Origin of the sequence: Catenuloplanes japonicus (assembly GCF_000717135.1) — a bacterium.
Classification (GTDB): Bacteria; Actinomycetota; Actinomycetes; order Mycobacteriales; family Micromonosporaceae; genus Catenuloplanes; species Catenuloplanes japonicus.
The window spans coordinates 16,008-38,857 of the sequence record NZ_JNXY01000007.1 but is presented as its reverse complement, the minus strand read 5'-3'; the positions used below and the strand labels follow the sequence as shown (position 1 = coordinate 38,857).

Annotated in this window: 18 protein-coding genes; 11 read left to right on the top strand and 7 right to left on the bottom strand. The window is 71.4% G+C overall.

The features are described from left to right. Positions 1-25: 25 nt before the first annotated feature. Together OP04_RS13330 and OP04_RS13325 are read right to left on the bottom strand one after the other, a co-directional pair. Positions 26-1,774, bottom strand: a complete 1,749-nt coding sequence (locus OP04_RS13330; protein ID WP_033339967.1) for a bifunctional metallophosphatase/5'-nucleotidase — start codon at positions 1,772-1,774, stop codon at positions 26-28. Between the two features lie 51 nt (positions 1,775-1,825). Continuing rightward, a complete protein-coding gene (locus OP04_RS13325; protein WP_051797806.1) occupies positions 1,826-4,132 on the bottom strand; it encodes a putative bifunctional diguanylate cyclase/phosphodiesterase in 2,307 nt (768 codons plus the stop codon). Positions 4,133-4,308: 176 nt separating this feature from the next. Between OP04_RS13325 and OP04_RS13320 the strand changes: the two genes are divergently transcribed. Genes OP04_RS13320 through OP04_RS13305 form a run of 4 tightly spaced genes read left to right on the top strand, consistent with a single transcriptional unit; the run spans position 4,309 to position 8,011 of the window. After that, positions 4,309-5,148, top strand: coding sequence for an NUDIX hydrolase (locus OP04_RS13320; protein WP_033339966.1), 840 nt, complete (start codon positions 4,309-4,311; stop codon positions 5,146-5,148). Positions 5,149-5,172: 24 nt separating this feature from the next. Beyond that, entirely contained in the window at positions 5,173-6,213 is a 1,041-nt protein-coding gene (locus tag OP04_RS13315) for a hypothetical protein (protein WP_033339965.1), read from the top strand. Between the two features lie 2 nt (positions 6,214-6,215). After that, positions 6,216-7,700 (top strand): adenylosuccinate synthetase, encoded by a 1,485-nt coding sequence (locus OP04_RS13310; protein ID WP_035086232.1) that lies wholly within the window; start codon positions 6,216-6,218, stop codon positions 7,698-7,700. Between the two features lie 32 nt (positions 7,701-7,732). After that, positions 7,733-8,011, top strand: a complete 279-nt coding sequence (locus tag OP04_RS13305; protein ID WP_033339964.1) for a hypothetical protein — start codon at positions 7,733-7,735, stop codon at positions 8,009-8,011. A 73-nt stretch (positions 8,012-8,084) separates the two neighbouring features. Here the strand turns inward: OP04_RS13305 and hrpA are convergent, their stop codons facing one another. Continuing rightward, complete coding sequence (hrpA, locus tag OP04_RS13300) at positions 8,085-12,026, bottom strand: ATP-dependent RNA helicase HrpA (protein WP_033339963.1); 3,942 nt, start codon at positions 12,024-12,026, stop codon at positions 8,085-8,087. A gap of 273 nt (positions 12,027-12,299) precedes the next feature. Here hrpA and OP04_RS54610 point away from each other — a divergent pair, with 273 nt between their 5' ends. Continuing rightward, a complete protein-coding gene (locus OP04_RS54610; RefSeq protein ID WP_033339962.1) occupies positions 12,300-12,680 on the top strand; it encodes a hypothetical protein in 381 nt (126 codons plus the stop codon). 913 nt (positions 12,681-13,593) lie between these two features. Continuing rightward, on the top strand, positions 13,594-16,293 hold the full coding sequence (locus OP04_RS13290; RefSeq protein WP_051797804.1) for a cellulose-binding domain-containing protein: 2,700 nt from the start codon (positions 13,594-13,596) through the stop codon (positions 16,291-16,293). 44 nt (positions 16,294-16,337) lie between these two features. On the opposite strand, the gene OP04_RS13285 is transcribed toward OP04_RS13290, so the two are convergent. Further along, a complete protein-coding gene (locus OP04_RS13285) occupies positions 16,338-17,000 on the bottom strand; it encodes a hypothetical protein (protein WP_033339960.1) in 663 nt (220 codons plus the stop codon). 17 nt (positions 17,001-17,017) lie between these two features. Between OP04_RS13285 and OP04_RS13280 the strand changes: the two genes are divergently transcribed. From OP04_RS13280 to OP04_RS13265, 4 genes are all read left to right on the top strand, one after another. Further along, positions 17,018-17,209 carry a hypothetical protein gene (locus tag OP04_RS13280; protein ID WP_033340107.1) on the top strand — a complete coding sequence of 64 codons (192 nt, stop codon included), beginning with the start codon at positions 17,018-17,020 and terminating at the stop codon, positions 17,207-17,209. Between the two features lie 140 nt (positions 17,210-17,349). Further along, positions 17,350-18,123 carry a GntR family transcriptional regulator gene (locus OP04_RS13275; protein WP_232323575.1) on the top strand — a complete coding sequence of 258 codons (774 nt, stop codon included), beginning with the start codon at positions 17,350-17,352 and terminating at the stop codon, positions 18,121-18,123. A gap of 14 nt (positions 18,124-18,137) precedes the next feature. After that, on the top strand, positions 18,138-18,884 hold the full coding sequence (locus OP04_RS13270) for a TIGR03089 family protein (RefSeq protein ID WP_033339959.1): 747 nt from the start codon (positions 18,138-18,140) through the stop codon (positions 18,882-18,884). A gap of 44 nt (positions 18,885-18,928) precedes the next feature. Next, a complete protein-coding gene (locus OP04_RS13265; protein WP_033339958.1) occupies positions 18,929-19,345 on the top strand; it encodes a hypothetical protein in 417 nt (138 codons plus the stop codon). On the opposite strand, the gene OP04_RS13260 is transcribed toward OP04_RS13265, so the two are convergent. After that, positions 19,337-20,374: an acyl-CoA dehydrogenase family protein gene (locus OP04_RS13260; protein ID WP_033339957.1), complete on the bottom strand. Its 1,038-nt coding sequence runs from the start codon at positions 20,372-20,374 to the stop codon at positions 19,337-19,339. The two genes, OP04_RS13265 and OP04_RS13260, sit on opposite strands and share 9 nt — an antisense overlap. Before the next feature lie 88 nt (positions 20,375-20,462). Between OP04_RS13260 and OP04_RS13255 the strand changes: the two genes are divergently transcribed. Then, complete coding sequence (locus OP04_RS13255; RefSeq protein ID WP_033339956.1) at positions 20,463-21,368, top strand: AraC family transcriptional regulator; 906 nt, start codon at positions 20,463-20,465, stop codon at positions 21,366-21,368. A gap of 12 nt (positions 21,369-21,380) precedes the next feature. On the opposite strand, the gene OP04_RS13250 is transcribed toward OP04_RS13255, so the two are convergent. Continuing rightward, a complete protein-coding gene (locus OP04_RS13250; protein WP_033339955.1) occupies positions 21,381-22,232 on the bottom strand; it encodes a 5-oxoprolinase subunit C family protein in 852 nt (283 codons plus the stop codon). Further along, positions 22,229-22,843 carry a 5-oxoprolinase subunit B family protein gene (locus OP04_RS13245; RefSeq protein WP_033339954.1) on the bottom strand — a complete coding sequence of 205 codons (615 nt, stop codon included), beginning with the start codon at positions 22,841-22,843 and terminating at the stop codon, positions 22,229-22,231. The genes OP04_RS13250 and OP04_RS13245 overlap by 4 nt, the downstream gene beginning before the upstream one ends. Between the last annotated feature and the right edge of the window lie 7 nt (positions 22,844-22,850).

Below are 22,850 nucleotides of genomic sequence, written 5' to 3'. Positions count from 1 at the left end.
CCGGGCGCCCTTTCGCGAAGTCCACTCAGAAGACTGGCGTGCCCTCGCGCACCAGCCGCCAGTTCGGCACGGAGAAGTCGGCCGGGTCGATCGCGCCCTTCGCCTGCGCCCAGTCGATGAGCAGCTGGCGGATCTCCTTCTGCTCGTTGTAGACCTGCGTCCTCACGATGCCGGGGAAGTTGCCGCCGCCGGACCGCCGGTAGTTGTTCACCGCGACCACGAACCGGTCCGTGTCCGCGACCGCCGCGCCGTCCCGTTCCAGCCGGGTGATCCGCGAGCCCACCGGCTTTGCGACGTCGATGTCGTAGTCGACGCCGGAGAGGATGTCGTAGTTGTAGTCCGGCACGGCCGGGTCGCTGATCGAGGCCGGGTCCACCGGCGCGCCCGGCGCGAGCGTGACGAAGAACTTCGCGGAGTACTCCAGATACGCCCGCACCTCCGCGCCGCTCAGCTCGACCGCCTCCAGCGTGTTGTCGTAGACGTAGAGCCCGGCCACGTCGCGGATCTTCACGTCGCCGGCCGGGAAGACCGCGGTCCGGCTGAACGGCGCCGCGATCGACAGCACCGGCAGGCCGGTGCCCAGCGCGGCCGTGACCGTCTCGGTCTGCACGTGGTTGATGAAGTCGATGATCGGCGTGTCCCGGTAGCGGGACTCGGCCGCGGACAGCTCCTCCGTGGACGTGGCCACCACCTGGTTGACGTAGGCGACCGTGGTCCGGTGCTGCGCCTGCACGGCCGCGAGCACCACCGGGTCCGCCTCCACCGTGTTCGTGTTCAGCGTGGCGGACCTCGCGGCCTCGACGGCCCACTTCCCGCGTGAACGGGAGAGCGTGAAGTCCATCCTGGTCAGCCGCTGCCCCCACTTGGACGGCTCCGAGGTCAGCACCTGCTTCCCGGTGACCTCGTTGGTGTAGAACTTCTGGGCGATCTCCACGTGCGCGTGGCCGAAGAGCACCGCGTCGACGTCCGGCACCTTCGTGGCGACCAGGCCGGCCGCGTTCTCCACCGGGAGCTCCGGGCCGTAGGACGAGGTGCCGCTGTCGCCGGAGTGCGCGGAGACGATGACGATGTCCGCGCCCTTGCGCTTCATCTCCGGGACCCACTTCTTCGCGGTCTCCACCAGGTCAGCGAACGTCAGCCTGCCCTCGACGTGGCCCTTGTCCCAGATCGCGGTGCCGGGGTTGGTCAGCCCCAGGATTCCCACGCGCAGCGTCGGCGCGCCGTGGCCGAGCGAGACCTGCTTGATCACGTACGGCTGGAACGCGGGTTTCCCGGTCTTCACGTTGATCGCGTTAGCGGCCAGTGCGGGGAACCCGAGCTGCTGGATCCACGTCGCGAGCAGCGGCAGGCCGTAGTTGAACTCGTGGTTCCCGAGGGTCACGGCGTCGTACCGCAGAATGTTCATCGCCCTGGCCATCGGGTGCGTCTTCCCGGTGGTGGTGATCGGTTCCTGGACCGCGTAGTAGTACGCCAGCGGCGTGCCCTGGATCGTGTCGCCGGCGTCCAGCACCAGCGTGGCCTTGCCGCGCCGCTCGCCGCGGATCCGGTTGACCAGCGCGGCCAGCTTCGCGACGCCGACGTCGTTGTGCGCGCTGTCGTCGAACTCCGCGTCCTTGAAATAATCCCAGTTGTAGACGTTGCCGTGCATGTCGGACGTGCCGAGCACGGTCAGGTCGTAGGTTTCCCTGCCGTGTGCCTGTGCGGTGCCGGGGATGGCGGTGGCCGCCCCGGCGGCTATCGATCCGACGATCACGTTTCGACGGGAGAGGTTCATGCCTCGATCCTGGTCGCGGCACACATCGACGGCAAGGCCTGTGGATAACCCTCAGGAAAAGATCAACTCTCCGGGTACGCCCGTGAGCAGCAGCTTCTCGAAGTCGGCCGGGGCGAGCGGGCGGGAGAAGAGGAAGCCCTGCCCGAACTCGTAGCCCAGCCGTCGCAGCAGCCGTGCCTGGTCCGTGGTCTCGATGCCCTCCGCGACAGCGTTCAGATCGAGCGCGTTCGCCATCTGCGCGACCGCGGTGGCGACCGCGGCCTGCCGGGTGACCGTGGTGATGCCCTCCACGAACGACCGGTCCAGTTTGAGCGTGGTCATCGGGCAGGTGAGCAGCAGGCCGAGCGAGGACGCGGCGGTGCCGAAGTCGTCCAGCGCCAGCTTCACGCCGACCGCGCGGAGCGCGTGCAGCGCCGCGATGGCCTCGTCGTCGGAGAGCACAGCGGTCTCGGTGACCTCCACGGTCAGCAGCTCCGGCGGATAGCCGCACGTGGTGAGCACCGCCGCGACCTCGTCCACGAAGCCTGGCTCGCGCAGCTGGCGGCCGGCCACGTTCACGTTCATCCGGAGGCCGTGCTCCCGCCAGCGCGCGGCCTGACGCACGGACTCGCGCAGCACCCAGCGGCCCAGCGGCACGATCAGCCCGCTGGACTCCGCGACCGGGATGAAGTCGGTCGGGTGCACCTGGCCGCGCACCGGGTGCCGCCAGCGGACCAGCGCCTCGCAGCCGGAGATCTCGCCGGTGCCGAGCCGCACCACGGGCTGGTAGACCAGGTAGAGCTGGTCCTCGTCGATCGCCTCGCGCAGCTGGCTGGCGAGCTCCGCGCCGTCCCGGATCCGCACGCCCATCTCGCGCGTGTACGCGACCCAGTTGCTCTTGCCCCGGTCCTTGGCCGCGTACATGGCGATGTCCGCGTCACGCAGCAGCGAGTCGAGGTCGTCGCCGGAGTCGGCCGTGGCCAGGCCGATGCTGGCGCGCACGATCAGGTCGTTGTCCTGCACCCGGACCGGCCGGCCGAGCAGCGTCAGGATGCGCTGCGCGGTCTGGGCCGCGGTCTCCGCGTCGGCGTCGCGCAACAGCACCGCGAACTCGTCGCCGCCGAGCCGGGCGACCAGGTCCTGCTCGCGCACGGCCTGGCGGAGCCGCTCGGCCACGCTGACCAGCAGCGCGTCGCCGGCCGGATGCCCGAGCGTGTCGTTGATCGTCTTGAAGTCGTCCAGGTCGATCAGCAGCAGCGCGATCGTGCCCGGGTCGTCCGTGCCGCGCAGCGTGGCCGCCACCTGCTCGCCGAAGTGCGTGCGGTTGGACAGCAGCGTCAGGCCGTCCACGGACGCGGCCTCGCGCAGCCGGGACTCGTGCCGGCGCAGATCGTCCAGCGTGGTGTCGAGCCGGTGGATCAGCAGCGCGTTGTCGTGGAACGTGATCAGCTGCCGGGCCGCCACCAGCAGGGTGATCATCGCGACGCCGGCGACCGCGCCCCAGATCTGGTGCCCGGCGCCGCGGGGCATGACCACGACCAGCACGCCGAACGTCGACGTGGCCATGCCGTACGGCAGCAGGCTGTAGGGCTTGCGCCGCCGCGGCGTGTTGACCTCGGGGTTCACGCGGGTCTGCACCACCTGGATGCGAGGCCCGGCCGAGATCAGCAGCGACGGCAGCAGGCTCATCGCCAGCAGCGCCGGGTCCGTGTGCGGCGTCAGCTCCTCCGGCCTGGTCAGGATGCCGACGCACTGGATGGCGCCGGCGATCGCCATCGACCACGCGGCCAGCTTGCTCATCGGGCGCCCGCCGCTGATGACCAGCTTCACGGCCGCGAACGAGGCGACCATCACGACCGCGGCAGGCAGGATCACGGTGATCGTCGTGGCGATCGCCGGCGCGCCGGGATCGATCACGAAGCACCAGGTCAGCACCGCGCCGACGACGAGCACGGTGGCGGAGTCCAGCCACAGCGCCAGGCGTTCCTTGGGCGTCTGCGTGTTCTGCGGGTGGATCAGCATCGCGATCACCACGGTGGCCATCCCGAACGCGAAGATCGCGGACTGGACCGGGCCGCCGTTCAGCGTGCGTGCGTCCGGCTCGGTCAGGCTGACCAGGGCCTGGAACCCGTCCGCGACGGTGAACAGCGTGCCGGCGAACGCGACCACGCCCCAGAACCGCCGCCGGGGCGCCGAGGTGGCCCGGAACATGCGGTAGGCGTAGTAGCCCAGCGCGGCGTCCAGCGGTACCTGGGCCGCCCAGAAGATCTCCACCTGCGCGTCGGGACTGCCCGCGCAGAGGTAGGAGCCGACGGCCGCCAGCAGCCAGAGGCCGGCCATGCCGAGCAGGATCGGGTCCCGCCACAGTGCTGCACGCACGCGGCTTCCTCCTCCTGTCGCGAGTCGCTGGTTGTCGTATCGACGCGGCGTCGCTGTGCGTGAGGACATCGTGTGGTGATCGGCGTTGCACGCGCCTCGCGGGGGTAGTAAGGTTGCGCTCAGAACGAGATGGACTCAGGTTGAGTTTTATGAATCGCTGAGATTGTGAGAGTGGCATGCCGGATTCCGAGGCCGAGTTCCTCGCCGCCTACGACCCCCGGGACTATCCGGCCGTCGGGGTGACCGTCGACGTGGTGGCGCTGACCATCCGCGACGACCGGCTCTGCGTGCTGCTGGTGGAGCGCGACGCCCCGCCGTACGAGGGGTTGTGGAGCCTCCCCGGCGGCTTCCTCAAGCAGCAGGGCGAGGACGGCACGCCGTTCGCGGAGACGCTGGTGGAGGCCGCCGGTCGAGAGCTGGCCGAGGAGACCGGGCTGGATGCGGAGCGACTCGGCCGCGTGCACCTGGAGCAGCTGGGGTCGTACGGTGACCCCGGCCGCGACCCCCGCATGCGGGTGATCTCCGTGGCCTACCTCGGCTTCGGCCCGCAGATGCCCGACCCGGAGCCCGGCTCGGACGCACGGTCCGCCGCCTGGGTGCCGGTCGCCGACCTGGGCCTGCCGGAGGGGCTGGACGCGATTCCGGGCCGGGCAGTGCAGCAACGTCCCGGCACCAGCCGGCGGCTCGCGTTCGACCACGCGCAGATCCTCTTCGACGGGCTGGAGCGCGCCCGCGCCAAGCTGGAGTACTCGGCGTTGGCCACCGCGTTCGTCGGCGAGACGTTCACGATCGCGGAGCTGCGCGCTGTCTACGAGACCGTGTGGGGCGAGCAGCTCCACGGGCCGAATTTCCGCCGCAAGATCCTGTCCGTGCCCGGCTTCGTCGAGTCGGTCGGCGCCACCACCGAGCGCGGCGGCGCGCGCGGCGGCCCGCGCTCCCAGCTCTACCGCGCCGGCGACGCCACGCTCCTGCACCCGGCGCTGCTGCGCACCGTGACTGAGGAACAGATTCGGTAATTCCCCCATTTAAGGAGATTTATCATGGGAAGTGGACGCTGGTCGGCCGATGCCTACGACGCCGCGGAGTCCTACCGGGCCCGCACCGGACAGGACGCGTTCGACTACGACGCCGGCGTGCGCGCCTCACGCCGCCGGCAGGACTGGACCGCCCACCCGGACCTCGACCCGTTCGGCGTGGAGGTCCGCGAGTCGCGCGACTCCGCCGAGCACCCGGAGAGCCTGGCCGTGGCCGTGCTCTTCGACGTGACCGGCTCGATGGGCTACGTGCCCCGCCGCCTCCAGGAGAAGCTGCCGCAGCTGTTCGACCTGCTGCTCGACCGCGGTTACGTGCGTGACCCGCAACTGATGTTCGGCGCGATCGGCGACGCGACCTGCGACCGGGTGCCGCTGCAGGTCGGCCAGTTCGAGTCCGACAACCGGATGGACGAGCAGCTCGGCCGCATCCTGCTGGAGGGCGGCGGCGGTGGCCAGAAGACGGAGAGCTACGAGCTGGCCGCCTACTTCATGGCCCGGCACACCTCGATCGACTGCTGGGAGCGGCGCGGCAAGCGCGGCTACCTGTTCATCATCGGCGACGAGATGTCCTACCCACGGGTGTACGCACGCGGCGCGAACACGCCGGTCACCGGCTACGACCGGGGCGGCCGCCGCGGCGTGGCCGAGGTGATCGGCGACCGCCTCCAGGACGACATCGACACGCGGGACATCTTCGCCGAGGTCCGCGAGATGTACGACACCTACTACATCCTGCCCCGCGGCACGTCCTACTCCGGCGACCGCCAGGTGCTCGACCACTGGCGCGGCCTCCTCGGGCAGAACGTGATCGAGCTCGACGACCTGGACGCGGTCAGCGAGACCATCGCGCTCACCATCGGCATCGGCGAGGGCACCATCGGCCTCGACCAGGGCCTGGACGACCTGCGCCGCCAGGGCTCCGGCGCCGGCGGCACGGTCGAGCGCGCGCTCGCCCAGGTCGCCCGCCGGGACCGCTCCACCCGGGTCCCGGTCGCGCGCCGCAGCGTGGTCCGCCGCCGGGACACGCGCGGAGCCCGGTGGGTCTAGACATGACGACATTTCCGGCGGAGGCGCGCCACGTGATCGTGGTCGACCTGGGCTTCGGCGACGCGGGCAAAGGCACCATCGTCGACTGGCTCGCCGGGCGCGCTGCGGCAACGGCCCGCCCGGCCCGCAGCCCCACCGCACCATCGGGCCGCCGCGAATTCACGGCCGCGAGCCGCTTCCACGACAGCGTCACCACCGGTGCGGCAGGCCGTGCCGGCGCCGGTCCCGCCCGTGCAACCGGGCAGGCGGCCTTCAGCCCCGGCCACGGTGTCAGCGCCGTACTGCGCTTCAACGGGGGAGCGCAGGCCGCACACACCGTGGTCCGGGCGGACGGGCGGGCGCATACGTTCGCGCAGTTCGGGGCCGGCACGTTCGCGGGGGTGCCGACGCTGCTCACCCGGCACATGCTGGTCGAACCGCTGGCGCTGGCCCGGGAAGCAGCGGCGCTGGCCGCGCTCGGCGTGCCGTACCCGCTGGATCTGGTCTCTGTTGATCGGCACGCGCTGATCACCACGCCGCTGCACGCGGCCGTGAACCGGGCCCGCGAGGTGGCGCGCGGCGACGGCGCGCACGGCAGCTGCGGCATCGGCGTCGGCGAGACCGCGGCCTACGCGCTGAACCACCCCGATCTCGCGCTGCGCGCCGGTGACACGGAATCGCCGTCCCGCCTGCGGCGCCGCCTGCTGGCGCTGCGGGACTGGGCCGGTGCGCCGGCCGCGGACCAGCCGCTGCCCGATGTTGATGAGCTGATCCGGGCATATCGGTCGTTCGGCCGCCGGATCCGGCTCACCGGCGACGGCGAGATCGCCCGGCTCGCGGCCGCCGGTCGCCTGATCTTCGAGGGTGCGCAGGGCGTGCTGCTCGACGAGTGGCGCGGCTTCCACCCGCACACCACCTGGTCCACCACCACGTTCGCGAACGCGCTGGAGCTGCTGTCCGAGGCCGGCGTCGACCGCGGCGACGCGTGCCGGCTCGGCGTGACCCGCACCTACGCCACCCGGCACGGCGCCGGCCCGTTCCCGTCCGAGGACCCCGCACTCGCGCCGCTGCTGCCCGAGCCGCACAACGGCACCGGGCGCTGGCAGGGCGCGTTCCGGGTCGGCCACCTCGACCTCGTGCTGCTGCGGTACGCGCTGGAGGTCTGCGGCGGCGCGGACGCGCTGGCCGTCACGCACCTGGACACGGCCGACCGCGCCCGCGACCACCTCCGGGTGGCCACGGCCTGGCGTGCCGGCGGCACCCGGATCACCCGGCTGCGCCCCGGGCCGTTCAAGGATCTGGCCCACCAGCAACGCCTGACCGACCTGGCCCACACGGCCCGGCCCGAGCTCACCGTGCCCGGCCGCGCGTGGGACGCGCTGCTCGCGGACGCGCTCGGCCTCCCGGTCGCGGTCACCTCGCACGGTCCTCGTTCAGGCGACAAACAACCGGCCACAGTGGATGAAATCACCCCCCGCGAAGATCAAGAGAGAGCCGCGGTGTCGTAGCCTTGCCCTGGCGACGATCAGGGGGTGCGGCGGTGTTCGAGCAGTTCGACGCACGGCGGCTGGCAATCGGCGCGGGCATCGGCCTGCCGCTCATCGCGATCTGGACCGTGCTCCTCAGCGCCACGATCCCCTACGAGTTCATGGTCCACTTCATGAGCATGGTGCTGCTCAGCTTCGTCCCGTTCGCCGCCGTCTCGTTCACCCTGATCTGGGCCCGCCGTGGCATCCAGCAGCCGCCGCGACCACCGCACCACCACTGCCCCGAGTGCGGCCGGCCCGTCCGCCCGGCTCCCGAGACCGACCGGGTCTGATTCCCCTCACCGCTCACGCAAGGCCTCGCGCCTACCGCCGGCTCGCCTCGGTGGTGCCCTGTGGCGCGGACTCCTACGGCTGGATGGCGTCCATGGCGCGGAAGAGGCGGACGTCGGAAGCCGGGGACGGGGTCCCGAGCGACGGCGCGAAGTAGTTGATGCGGAGTTCCTCGATCTGCCAGCGGATGTCGGTGATCTGGTCGGCGGCGGGACGGCCGGGGCGCTGGTTGGACAGCAGCCACTGGTACTCCTTCTGGACCTCGGCCAGCTGCTTGAGCATCTGGCCGTCGCGGGCAGCGCCGGCCGGCAGCTTCTCCAGGCGCTTCTCGATGCCCTGGAGGTAGCGGACCAGGTCCGGCAGGCGCTGCCAGCCGGTCTCGGTGATGAAGCCCTTGTGGATGAGGCCGGCCAGCTGGGCGCGCACGTCGTTGAGCGCCGGCACGACCATCATCGCGGCCATGCCACCGCCGGAGGAGGCCCTGCCGGTCAGCGTTATTCGCTGCTCGGCCGCGTACGTGGCGCCGAGGATGCGCTGCACCCAGGAGATCGTGTCGGCCAGGACGTCGCCGACGGCCTGGCGCACCTTGGTCAGCAGCGTGGCGAACGCGGTGGCGTCCCAGGCGGGGCCGCCGAAGTCGGTCATGGCCTTGTCGACGGCGCAGGCCATCACGTCGTCGAGCAGCGCGGCGAAGCTGCCGTGCGGGCTGCGGGCCAGCGCCAGCTTCGTCGCGTTCGGCATGTCGGCGACGAACTTGGCGGGCGCGGGCAGCGCGAGCAGCAGCAGCCGCCGGTTGCCGGCCCACATGGCGCGGCGCTGTTCCGGCTCGGTGTCGAACAGCCGCAGTCCGACGGTCGTCCCCTCGTCCGCGAGCGCGGGGAACGCGCGCACGACGTACCCCTTTGACTGCTTCTGGAAGGTTTTCGGGACCTCGCCGAGGTCCCAGGTGACCAGGCCGGTGCGCTCGATCGAGGTGGCCTCGGCCGCGAGGACCTGGCGGGTCTGCGGGCGCAGCTGAGCCCGCAGCGCGCGGAGATCCTTGCCCTCGCCGACCGTTTTACCCTTTTCGTCCGCGATGCGGAACGTCATCCGGAGGTGGTCGGGGAGCTTGGCGACCTCCCAGGAGTCCGGTGGCACCAGCACGCCGGTGATCCGGCGCAGCTCGCGTTCCAGCACCTCGAGAAGGGGGCCGTCGGCAGGGCCGACCCGCTCAAGGACCGCGCGGGCATGGTCGGGGACCGGGACGAAGTTGCGGCGCAGATTCTTCGGCAGGCCCCGGATCAGCGCGGTGACCAGCTCCTCGCGCAGGCCGGGCACCTGCCAGTCGAACGCGTCCGGCGGCACCTGGTTGAGCACCGGCAGCGGGATGCGCACGGTCACGCCGTCCGCCTCGGTGCCGGGCTCGAACTGGTACGACAGCGGCAGCGTGAGGCCCTCGACCTCCCACTGGTCCGGATAATCGGCCTCGTCCACGCCGCCGGCGCCCGCGTTGATCAGCATCTGCCGGTCGAACGTGAGCAGGTCCGGGTTGGTGCGGGACTCCTTCTTCCACCACGAGTCGAGGTGCCGGCCGGAGACCACGTCGGCCGGGATGCGCGCGTCGTAGAGCGAGAACAGCGTCTCGTCGTCGATCACGATGTCCCGGCGGCGGGTCTTCTGCTCCAGCTCCTCCACGGCGTCGATGAGCGCGCGGTTGGCGTGGAAGAACGTGTGGTGCGTCTGCCAGTCGCCCTCGACCAGCGCGTGCCGGATGAACAGCTCGCGGCTGAGCACCGGGTCGATCCGGCCGAAGTTGACCTTCCGCTGTGCGACGAGCGGCACGCCGTAGAGCGTGACCTTCTCCATCGCCATCACGGCGCCCTGTTTCTTCTCCCAGTGCGGCTCGCTGTAGGAGCGCTTGACCAGGTGTTCCGCGAGCGGCTCGACCCACTCCGGTTCGATCTTGGCGGCGACGCGGGCCCAGAGACGGTTCGTCTCGACCAGCTCGGCGGCCATCACCCAGCGTGGCGACTTCTTGAACAGCGCGGACCCGGGCGAGAGGACGAAACGGGCGTTACGGGCGCCGACGTACTCCTGCGGCTTCTCGACGTCCTTGAGCCCGATCTGCGAGAGCAGGCCGGTGATCAGCGAGGCGTGCACCTTCTGCGAGTCGAGACCGTCAACGTCAAAAGCCCCACGCGGTACGTCCATCGCCTCGCGCAGCTGCGTGTAGATGTCCTGCCACTCGCGGACGCGCAGATAGTTCAGATATTCCTTCTTGCACATCCGCCGGAACGCGCTGCTGGACAGCTCCTTCTGCTGGTCCCGGAGATAACGCCACAGATTCCAGTAGGTCAGGAAGTCCGAGTCCTTGTCGGTGAAGCGGGCGTGCTGCTGCTGGGCCTGCTGCTGCGCCTCCTGCGGGCGCTCGCGCGGGTCCTGGATGGAGAGCGCGGCCGCGATCACCATCACCTCGCGTACGACGCCGTTCTTCTCCGCCTCGATCACCATGCGGGCCAGGCGCGGGTCGACCGGCAGCGCGGCCAGCCGGCGGCCGAGCGGGGTGAGCCGCTTCGCCGGGTCGAACGCGACCGGGTCGATCGCGCCCAGCTCGTGCAGCAGGTTGATGCCGTCCTTCACGTTCCGCTTGTCCGGCGGCTCGACGAACGGGAACGCGGCCAGGTCGCCCAGCCCGATCGCGGTCATCTGCAGGATGACCGAGGCCAGGTTCGTCCGCAGGATCTCCGGATCGGTGAACTCCGGCCGGCCGAGGAAGTCCTCCTCGGTGTAGAGCCGGATGCAGATGCCCTCGGAGACGCGGCCGCAGCGGCCCTTGCGCTGATTCGCGCTGGCCTGCGAGACCGGCTCGATCGGCAGGCGCTGCACCTTGAGCCGGTGGCTGTACCGGGAGATGCGCGCGGTGCCGGGGTCCACCACATATTTGATGCCGGGCACGGTCAGCGACGTCTCGGCCACGTTGGTGGCGAGCACGACGCGGCGGCCCCGGTGCGCCGCGAAGACGCGGTGCTGCTCCGCGATGGAGAGCCGGGCGTACAGCGGCAGGATCTCGGTGTTCTTCAGATCCGCCTTGGTGAGCGCGTCCGCGGTGTCGCGGATCTCCCGCTCGCCGCTGAGGAAGACCAGGATGTCGCCCGGCCCCTCACCCTGCAGCTCCCGCACCGCGTCCAGGATCGCGGAGGTCTGGTCGCGGTCCGGGTCGGAGTCCTCGTCGTCCGGGTCGACGACCGGCCGGTACCGGACCTCCACCGGATAGGTCCGGCCGGACACCTCGATGATCGGGGCCGGCTTCCCGTTCGCATCCGAGAAGTGCGCCGCGAACCGCTCCGGGTCGATCGTCGCCGACGTGATGATGACCTTCAGGTCGGGCCGGCGCGGCAGCAGCTGCTTGAGGTAGCCCAGGATGAAGTCGATGTTGAGGCTGCGCTCGTGCGCCTCGTCGATGATCAGCGTGTCGTACTGCGAGAGGTTCCGATCGTTCTGGATCTCCGCGAGCAGGATGCCGTCCGTCATCAGCTTGACCATCGAGGCGTCGCTGACCTGGTCGCTGAACCGGACCTTGAAGCCGATGGTCTGCCCGAGCCCGGTCTTCAGCTCCTCCGCGATGCGCTCCGCGACCGTGCGCGCGGCCAGCCGCCGGGGCTGCGTGTGCCCGATCAGCCCGCGCGCGCCGCGGCCCAGCTCGAGACAGATCTTGGGCAGCTGGGTGGTCTTGCCGGAGCCGGTCTCGCCGGCCACGATCACCACCTGGTTGTCCCGGATCGCGTCGCGGATGTCGTCACGCAGCGCGCTGACCGGCAACTGCTCGGGGTAGGTGATCTCAGGACGGCTGTCCGTGCGCGCGGCGATCCGCGCCTCCGCGGCGTCGACCTCCGCGGTGATGTTCGCCAGGACCTTGGCCCGGGACTCCGGATCGCGGACCTTGCGGACACCCTCGAGCCGACGGCCGAGCCGTCGCTCGTCACGGAGCATCAGGTGGGGGAGGCGCTGCTGCAGGGCGGCGACGGGATTCGTGTGCATACCGCCGTCAAGGATAGGCCGGACCGCGCGTTTTCCCGACTCGATTACCGCCGGGCCGAACCGGGCAATGCTGCGGCGCGTGTCACACAGCAGAGGGTCGCCGAAACCAACCGGCGGTGCGTCGCGTGTCACACATCAGACGTTCACCGAAAAATGCTTCGCCGAGTGTGGATTGCGGTAACTACTCTGAAGGATGGCGAAGATCATCCGGTCGGAGCCGAGCACGGGGGAGGGGCCATGAAGCGAGGCCCGGCATTATTTTTCGGAGCGATCGTGGCCTTCGGCCTCGGTCCGGCGGTGTGGATCGGCGGCACGTTCGCGACCGCGGAGGCCGACACGGTGCCCGGCAACACGCCGCACCCGTCACCGACCGTCTCGATCAGCACGGTCTACATAGCGGTCGAGCCGTCCGACACTCCCGACTTCTCGGACATAGCGGACGCCTGGGTCCCGCCGTCGTCCTCACCGTCCGCCTCGCCGTCCCCGTCGCTCTCACCCACGCCGTCCAAGACGCCGCCCTCGCCGTCGCCGTCCGTGTCTCCCTCGGCCTCGCCGTCGATCACGCCGCCCGCGTCCTCCGGCCCGCCCACCGGGCACACGCCGACGCCGCCCGCCTCCACGTCGCCGAGCGCGGACCCGAGCCTGGCGGCCTGAGGTTCCGGTGCCTGACGGCGCCGAGAGCCACTGACCTTCGTCCGAGCGGCGCGAGAGCCGCCAGACGATTGACCCTCGTCTGATGGCGCGAGAGCCGCTGGGTGATGGCTCCCGCCTGGCGGCGTAAAAGCTTTCAGGACCAGATTTTCCCGCTTCCGGCGTGGTCCGGCCCGTGTGCTCCCGCGGGCAAACCTCGCGACGCGCCAAGACTCCGCTGGCGCTCCGCTTGCCACGCCGCATCGGAGCCGGTTCCGCCGTGGTCCCGGAAAGGCCGCGATCCCCGTCGCTGCTCGCGCCGGGCGTCGCGCGCTGCGGTCTCGCCGGCCCCGTCGCTGCTCACGCCGGGTATCGCGCGCTGCGGTCTCGCCGGCCCCGTCGCTGCTCACGCCGGGTATCGCGCGCTGCGGTCCCGCCGAAAGTCGCGCTGCGGTGCCGTTGAAAGTCGCGCTGTGGTCCCGCCGAAAGTCGGGCTGCGGTGCCGTTGAGAGCTGCGCTGCGGTGCGGTGGAAAGCACGCCGCCTGTGCGTGCGTCTCCCGCGGCACGCCTGCTGACCGGGCACTCCGTGCCCGAAATTTCACCATAAAGGTGCCTCGGATGCGTCCGTGCCGGCGGGCGCGAGTCTCCCGCGGCGCATCGATGGACCGGGCGCTCCGCACCCGAAATTTCATCACAAAGCGTGATCGCCTCCGGCCACACCCGAGCGGTGTGAATCGAAACGTGTCGAAAGGTTTTGTTGAGTCGACAAACTATTGACATGCGGTTCGGGGGCGTGTGAATCTCACCTTCTGACCGGTGCGGGAGCCACGCCCCGGTGCGTCAGCGGGCCCCGGGCAGGCCCGCCGCATCCGCATTCGCTCCGCATCCGTCAGTCACCCGCCCCGGCAACGCGCGTGGGTGAGAGAGGAAGTCAGCATGCGCAGGAAACTCGCCGGCGCGCTCGCGGCCGTGCTTGCCACCGGCGTGGTGGCCGTGGTCACGCAGGCCACCGGCCAGCAGGCCTTCGCGGCCGCCGCCGACCCGTACACCTGGAAAAATGTGCGCATCGACGGCGGCGGCTTCGTGCCGGGCGTCGTCTTCAACCGGAAGGAGAAGAACCTGATCTACGCGCGCACCGACATCGGCGGCGCGTACCGGTGGAACGAGACCGGGCAGAACTGGGTGCCGCTGCTGGACTGGGTGGGCCAGAACAACTGGGGCTACAACGGCGTGCTGAGCATCGCCACGGACGCGGTCGACCCGAACCGCGTCTACGCGGCCGTCGGCATGTATACGAACGACTGGGACCCGAACAACGGCGCCATCATCCGGTCCGCGGACCGCGGCGCCACCTGGCAGGTCACGCCGCTGCCCTTCAAGGTCGGCGGCAACATGCCCGGCCGTGGCCAGGGCGAGCGGCTCTCGATCGACCCGAACAACAACAGGATTCTGTACTTCGGCGCCGAGGACGGCAACGGGCTCTGGCGCTCCACCGACCAGGGCGTTACCTGGGCCAAGGTCACCAACTTCCCGAACGTGGGCAACTACGCGCAGGACCCGAGCGACGCGAACGGATATCTCAACCACAACCAGGGCGTGACCTGGGTGACGTTCGACGAGTCGACCGGCAGTGCGGGCTCGACGACGCAGACGATCTATGTCGGCGTGGCGGACAAGGCCAACCCCGTCTACCGCACCACCAACGGGGGTACGAGCTGGGAGCGCCTCCCCGGCTCACCGACCGGATACCTCGCGCACAAGGGCGTGCTGGACACCGTCAACGACCAGCTCTACCTGGCGACCAGCGATACCGGCGGCCCGTACGACGGCGGCCACGGCCAGGTCTGGAAGTTCGGCACCGGGACGGGCGCCTGGACCGACATCTCCCCGGTCCCGGTCTCCTCCGCGGACCAGTACTTCGGCTACTCCGGCCTGACCGTCGACCGGCAGAACCCGAACACGCTGATCGTCGGCACGCAGATCTCCTGGTGGCCGGACGCGATCTTCTGGCGGTCCACGAACGGCGGCGCGACCTGGAGCCGGATCTGGGACTACAACGGCTACCCGAACCGGGTCAACAAGTACACGATGGACATCTCCTCCGCGCCGTGGCTGGACTTCGGCGAGTCGCCGTCCGCGCCGGTCCAGGCCCCGAAGCTGGGCTGGATGAACGAGTCCATCGAGATCGACCCGTTCAACTCCGACCGCATGCTGTACGGCACCGGCGCCACCGTCTACGGCACCACGCAGCTGACCAACTGGGACTCCGGCGCCACGTTCACGATCAAGCCGTTCGTGAAAGGCCTGGAGGAGACCGCGGTCCTCGACCTGGTCAGCCCGCCGACCGGCGCGCCGCTGGTCTCCGCGCTCGGCGACATCGGCGGTTTCCACCACGCGAACCTGGACACGGTCCCGGCCGACATGCACCTGTCGCCGACGCTGGGCAGCAACACCGGCATCGACTTCGCGGAGCTGAATCCGTCCGTGATGGTCCGGGTCGGCAACGTCAACAAGACCGACTATCCGAACGTCAACCGGATCGGCGTCTCCACGGACGGCGGCAAGACCTGGTACCAGGGCCAGGAGCCGGCCGGCGTCACGAACGGCGGCAAGGTCGCGATCAGCGCGGACGCCGGCTCCGTGGTGTGGGCGCCGGACGGCACGAACGTCTTCTACTCGACCACGCGCGGCAGCTCGTGGTCGCAGTCGACCGGCATCCCGGCCGGCGCGAAGATCGAGGCGGACCGCGTCAACCCGGCGACGTTCTACGGCTGGTCCGGCGGCGTGTTCTACGTCAGCACCAACGGCGGCGCCACGTTCACGGCCTCGTCCGCCACGGTCCCGACCAGCGGACGGGTGAACTTCAAGGCGGTCGCCGGGTCGGAGGGCGACGTCTGGATCACCGGTGACCAGGGCCTGTTCCGGTCGACGAACTCCGGCGCGTCGTTCACCAAGGTCGCCACGGTCACGTCCGCGATCAACGTGGGCTTCGGCAAGGCCGCGCCCGGCGGCTCCTACCAGGCCGTCTACCTGGTCGGCACGGTCGACGGCGTGACCGGCGTGTTCCGCTCGGACAACGCGGGCGGCGCCTGGGTGCGGATCAACGACGACGCCCACCAGTACGGGAACATGGGCGACGCGCTGACCGGCGACCCGCGGATCTTCGGCCGGGTCTACCTGGGCACGAACGGCCGCGGCATCCTCTACGCGGACCGCAACAGCACGTCCACGCCGACCGCCACGGCCACGCCGACCGGCCCGGCCTCCCCGACGCCGACCGCGAGCCCGACCGTCAGCCCGACGGCGAGCCCGAGCCCGACCGGTAATCCGGCCGGTGGCTGTGCCGCCGTCTACAAGGTCACCGGGCAGTGGACCGGCGGATTCCAGGGCGAGGTCACGGTGACGAACTCCGGGAGCACCGCCACCACCGGGTGGCGCGTGGGCTGGACGTTCGCCGACGGACAGTCGATCAGCCAGGTCTGGGGCGGCACGCTGACCCAGACCGGCACGGCCGTGTCCGTCGCGAACGTGTCCTGGAACGGCACGCTCGCGCCGAACGCGTCCACCACGTTCGGCTTCCTCGGCTCGTGGACCGGCACCAACGCGATCCCGGCCGTGACCTGCACCAGGATCTGAGAACCCACAAAGGGCGCCCCGGGGGTACGCCCCGGGGCGCCCGTTCAGTCCCTCTCGTCCACGCCCGGAATCTGCACCGCGATCTCGTCACCGAGCTTGTAGCCGAGCCGCAGCGGCAGGTCGTCGCCGGACCAGAACGAGCCCGGGTCGTACCAGTTCGGCCGCTTCCCGGGCGCGAGCAGGCCCATCTCCTCGTAGGTCACGGCCACCACCTCGGCGCAGTACGCCTTCTCCAGCTCGTTCTCCTGCGCCTCGCTCTTGCGGAACCGGATGTTCGGCACGCGGCCCTTCGCCCACCGCAGGGCCAGCTGCGCGGTCGACGGGAACGGCGTGCCGTCCAGCCGTGCGATCGTCTTCAGCACCGCGTCCTCCATCTGACGCGTCACGCCGGGCTCCAGCTGCCGCAGCCAGCCGCGCTGGCCGTACCGCATGCCCCAGACGGTCACGGCCTGCCGCATGTCGTGCAGCTGCACGCCGCGCTGGTGCCCGCCGCTCCACATGTCCGGCAGCGACCGGCCCAGCTCCGCGTGCCACATCAGCGGCGGCATGTCGTCCAGCACCACGGCCATGCCCACGTGGTTGACCGGGCTGTTGGTCAGCGTCTGGATAGCGCGATCGGCCGCGCTGCGCCCGCGGAACACCCACATGTCACCCGTACGAGCGAGATCGACTGCTTCGTCCAGGGTGATGCTCGTCGCTTCGGCCATCGAACTACTCTATGTGGATGCAGTGGTCCAAGGTGCGGCAGACCGGTAAGGCGCTCCCCTTCTGGAAGATCCTCGGCGTGGCGGGTGTGGTCGGCGTGGCCGCCACCGGCATCGTCGTGGCGCGGGCCGAGCGCCGGCGGCGCTCGTATACGCCCGATGAGATCAAGGACCGGCTCCGTGCGAGGCATGCGGAGATTCAAGACTCGTGAGGGTCTGAGCGCGACCACCCACGGGCGGTGAGCCCGCGGCCCGCTGCCGCCCCGGCCCCCACCCCTGCACCGGAGTGAACGCCAACCCTCCGGACCACGGCGTGAGTGGGTGAAGCGATGGATTGTTCTACGATCTGAGCGTGACCAACGACGTGACCGGCGGCGTGCCGAACGACGTGACCGGCGGCGTGCCGAACGACGTGACCGGCGGCGTGAGCGGCGACGGGACCGGGTGGGGCGCGCGGCTGGCCGGGGATCGGGCGCTGCTCGATCGCGGCAGCACCGCGGAGCGGGTGGCGGACATCCTCCGGGAGCGGATCACCGAGGGCGTGTTCCGGCCCGGGACGCGGCTGAGCGAGGAGAGCCTGCGCGACGCGCTGGGCATCTCGCGGAACACGTTGCGCGAGGCGTTCCGGCTGCTCGCGCACGAGGGCCTGCTGGAGCACCAGCTCAACCGCGGCGTGTTCGTGCGGCTGCTGACCAGCGCGGACATCCGTGACCTCTACGCGATCCGGCGGATCCTGGAGTGCGGCGCGCTGCGCAACCTGGACGCGGTGCCGACGCCCGCGGTCGAGGGCCTGAAGACCGCGATCGACGCCGCGGACGAGGCGGCCGCGCGGGCGGACTGGAGCGCGGTCGGCACCGCGAACATGCGCTTCCACCAGGCGATCGCGGACCTGTCCGGGAGCCGGCGGGTGGCCGAGTCGGTGCGCGCGCTGCTGGCCGAGCTGCGGCTCGTGTTCCTGGTGGTGGCGGACCCGCGGCAGCTTCACGAGCCCTACGTCGCGGGCAATCGTGCGCTCTACACGCTGCTGGCCGGCGGCGACGTGCGCGGGGCCGAGGAGGCGCTGCAGCGCTACTTCGACGAGGCCGAGAAACAGCTGCTCGCGGCGTACGCCGCGGTCAACGCCTGACAGGGAGAACTCACGTGTCCGATGTTCCGGCGATCCTCGCCGCCGCGGTGGCGGCGGATCCGGCCCGACCGCTGCTGACCTACTACGACGACGCGACCGGCGAGCGCACCGAGCTGTCCGGCATCACGCTCGGCAACTGGGTGTCCAAGACCGCGAACCTGCTGGTGGACGGCCTGGGCCTGGGGCCGGGCGACCGGGCGGACCTGCTGCTGCCGCCGCACTGGCAGACCGCGGCGATCCTGCTGGCGTCCTGGTCCGCGGGGCTGACGGTCGGCTACCGGCCGTGGTCGACCGCCGGGCTGACGCCGGAGGAGGGCACGCCGGACGTCGTGTTCGTGTCGCAGGAGCGGGAGCGCAGCTTCCTGGAGGACGTGCCGGACGCGGACGAGCGGTTCGTGCTGAGCATGCATCCGTTCGCGATGCCGATGCGCGAGGTCCCGGACGGCTACCGGGACTTCAACGCGGACGTGCGGCTCTACGGCGACTTCTTCCGCGCGTCCGCCGTGCCCTCGCCGTCGACGCCGGCCACCGCGGACGGCACCACGTTCGGCGCGTGGGGCGAGATCATCGCGCACATCGCGGGCGAGATGGACCTGAAGCCGGGCGACCGCGTGCTGATCGACGCGGCCAAGCACGAGCAGCCGGTGCAGTGGCTGCTGGCGCCGCTCGCCGCGGGCGCGACGATCGTCCTGGTGGCGAACCCGGACGCGTCGAAGACGGCCGCGCGCGCGGAGTCGGAGCGCGTGACGCGCATTCTGTAAGGGTGGCCTTGACAGTGCGAGGCTGTCAGGGCAGCCTTGACGTCATGAAGAACGCAACCGACATGGCGCTGGCGGTGGACCTCACCGCGGCGACCGCGGCCGTGACCTCGGCCGCCGTGCTGGAGGTCTCCCGTCAGGCCGACGCGCTGCTCGGCGGCCGCAAGGCCCCGGGCGACCCCGGCTGGGACGCGTGGCAGGACAGCGCCGAGGCGACCGAGTGGGAGCTGGCCAACCAGCTCGTCCAACTGCGGCTCAGCCTCGCCGCCGACCTGGACCCGCTGTTCATCGTGATGGGCCTGCGCCGCTGGGGCGTCACCTGGGAGATGATCGCCAAGGCGGCCGGGACCAGTCGTCAGGCCGCGCACGAGCGGTGGGGCCGGCGGGTCACCGAGATCCTGGATGCCTACGGCACCGGCGAGCTCGGCGGCCCGGTCGCGGACGACGAGAAGGACCTAAACTAGCGCCTTCCCGAAGTTCTCCACCGCCAGGTACGGGTTGAGGTGCGGGTGCCGGCTGCCCACCGCCACGTCCCGCCAGAACCGCTGCAACGGGTTCGACGTGCCGAAACCGCTCGATCCGTGCAGGTCGAGCAACATGTCCACGGCGGTCCGGCAGTCGCGGGCCGCGGTCGCCTCCTCGATGTGCCAGCGCGGCATCTCGCCCCGTGACACCTCGGGCCCGTCCGCGGCCGCGGCCACGGCCAGCGCGGTGCGCTCGGCGCGCTCGATCAACAGCGTGGCCTCGGCCAGCCAGTGCCGTGCGCCGGGCGACTCGCCCATCGAGGTGTAGGCGGTCATGAACGGCTTCCGGCCGGAGCCGAACATGGCCCGGACCGTGTCCAGCGCGCCACGCGCGCCGCCGATCACCGGGCCGAGCACGGTCAGGCCGAAGCGCAGCGCGTCGTTGACCGCGAACGGGCGGAACGGCACCAGCCGCCCGTCCGGGACCTCCAGGCCCTCCGCGACGACGGTGTGGCTGCCGGTCGCGCGCATGCCGGCCACCCGCCAGGTCTTCTCGATCCGCAGGTCGGCCAGCGGCACGTGGGCGAAGTGCGGCACGCCGTTCACCATCAGCGCGACGCCGGCCCAGGCCGCGTCCTCGCAGCCGGAGACGTTGGGCCAGGCGCCGGTGATCGTGGTGCCGTCGCCCTGGCCGCAGTCCGGCCGGCCGGAGCCGCAGATCAGCGCGTCCGGGTCCGCGAACAGCTCCTTCTTCGTCGCCTCGGTGGCCATCGCCGCGGCCATTGTTTTGCTGGTCACGGCCACGCCGACGACCCAGGAGGCGGAGGCGTCCGCCCGGCCGATCTCGATCTGGCGGCGCAGGATGGTCTCCGTGCTCGCGCCGCGGCCGCCGTACTCGACCGGCACCGCCAGCGCGAAGTCGCCGGCCGCCCGCAGCGCCGCGATCGCCTCCGGGGTCAGCCGGTCCCGGGCCTCACCGTCCGCCGCCTGTGCGGCTATCGGTGCTGTGCTCACGATCTCTGTGCTCATCAACAGAGCCAATCAGCGGGGGTACGCCGCGGCCATGCGCGATCGGACCCGGGCAATACGCGTCTGTGCGCCGGATACCATTCGCCAGGTGGACGTGATAAGTGAGGCCATCGACGATCTGCGCATCGGTCAGGTCTACGGGCGCCGCGCCGAGGTGCCGGCGACGTTCGCGGCCCGGTTCGAGGCCGTCAACGGCGTCGGGTTCCACGTGATGCTGCGCGGCGAGGGCTGGCTGATCTCCGGGTCGGCCGCGCCGCTGCGGATGCGCGCCGGTGACATCGTGCTGGTGCCGTACGGTGCCGCGCACGGTTTCGCGCCGTCGCCGTGCATGCTGGACGCGCTGCCGACCGCGCCGATGGGCCCGCAGCCCCGGCCGCCGGCGCCGATGGCCGTGGACATGATCTGCGGCATCTACCGGCTGGAGCGCGGCGGCAGCATCCACCGGTTCCTGCGCTCGCTGCCGGAGGTGGTGCTGGTCTCGCCGGACTACCGCCGGGAGAACAAGCTGGCCGCGCTGATCGAGCTGCTCACCGAGGATCTGGACCGGCCGGGCGAGGGCATGCTGGTCACCCGGCCCGCGCTGGTCGACCTGGTGCTGGTGCACGTGCTGCGGCTCTGGCGGGCCGGGCAGGACCAGGCGGCCCCGGCGTGGAGCGCGCTCGGCGACCCGGGGATAGCGGCCGCGCTGCAGGAGATCCACGAGCGCCCGCAGTCGCCGTGGACCGTGGACCGGCTCAGTCGCACGGCCGGGATGTCGCGGACCGCGTTCACCCGCCGGTTCACGTCGCTGGTGGGCACGCCGCCGATGACGTACCTGATCGGCCGCCGCCTCCACCAGGGCGCCCAGCTGCTGCGGGAGTCGGACGCGCCGCTCTCCGCGATCGCGCGCCAGGTCGGCTACGCCACCGAGTTCGCGTTCGCGGGCGCGTTCCGCCGCGAGTTCGGCATCTCGCCGGGCCGCTTCCGCCAGCTCACCGAGCCGCTGCTGAGCTGAGCCGCTCCCGGATCACGGTGTGCGGAAGCGGACGGGCGTGCCGGGGCGGGCCTGGGCGAGGGAGTCCACGCCGGACGGGTCGATCACGGCGATCACCGGGTAGCCGCCGGTCGTCGGGTGGTCGGCCAGGAAGACGAGCGGCTGCCCGTCCGCCGGCACCTGGATCGCGCCGAGCACCAGGCCCTCGCTGGGCAGCTCGTCCGTGATCGCGCGCGCGAGCGCCGGCCCGGTCAGCCGCGCGCCGACCCGGTCCGTCTGCGTCGACACGCGGAACTCCGCGCTGCGCAGCGTGTGCCGCGCCTCCGCGGTGAACCAGTCGTCGCGCGGCCCGGCCCAGACCGGCAGGCACAGCGCGGCGGGCGGCGGCGGGACGACGGCCAGGTCCACGCCCGGTGGCAGTGCGGTGGCCGGGCCGACCGGCAGCACGTCACCGTCCGCGACCACCGGCGGCCCGATCCCGGAGAGCGTGTCCGTGGCGCGGCTGCCCAGCACCGGCGCGACCGCGATCCCGCCGCCGACGGCCAGGTAGACGCGCAGCCCCGCGCTCGCGCGCCCGATCTCGACCACCGCGCCGGCCGGCACCGCGAGCGGCAGCCCCGGGTCGGCCGGCCGCCGGTCGACGCGGACCGGGCAGGGCGCACCGGTGACCGCGAGCGTCAGCGCCCGGGTCGCGCGCGCCCGCAGCCCGCCGAGCGTGATCTCCAGCCCGGCCGCGTCCGGCGGGTTGCCGGCCAGCCGGTTGGCCAGTCGCAGCGCGCCCGCGTCGAGCGCGCCGGAGCGGGGCACGCCGAGGTGGGCCAGGCCGGGCCGGCCGAGGTCCTGCACGGTGGTCCGGACGCCGGCTCGGATGATCTCCAGCGTCATTCGTCCTCGACAAAACGGACCACCGCACCCGGCGTGAGCAGCGCGGGCTCGTCCCTCTCCAGATCGAAGAGCCGCTCGCGGGTACGCCCGATCAGCTGCCACCCGCCCGGCGACGCCGTCGGATAGACGCCGCTGTACGGCCCGGCCAGCGCCACCGTCCCGACCGGCACCCGGGTCCGCGGCGACGGCCGGCGCGGCACGTGATGCCGGGGGCCGAGCCCGGTCAGGTACGCGAAGCCGGGCGCGAACCCGCAGAACGCCACGCGGAACTCCGTGCCGGTGTGGATCGCGATCACGCCGGCCCGGTCGGTGTCCCAGAGCCGGGCGACGTCGTCCAGGTCCTCTCCGTCGTACCGCGTGCTGATCGTGATGGTTTTCGGGTCTTCGGGCTTTTCCCCGGAGAGGGAAGGCTCGGCGGGCAGCAGCCGGAAGACGAGGTCCGGGTCGGGCACGCCGTCGAGCAGCACCGTGCGCGCGGCCGGGATGATCTCCTCCGCGGTCAGTTCGCCCCGCTCTCGCGCGGCCGTGAGCAGCTCATAGGCGGCGAAGACGGCTTCGGTGCCGGCGAGCTCGATCAGGATGGCCGACGGTCCGGCCCGGCGCACGTGCATGACGTCG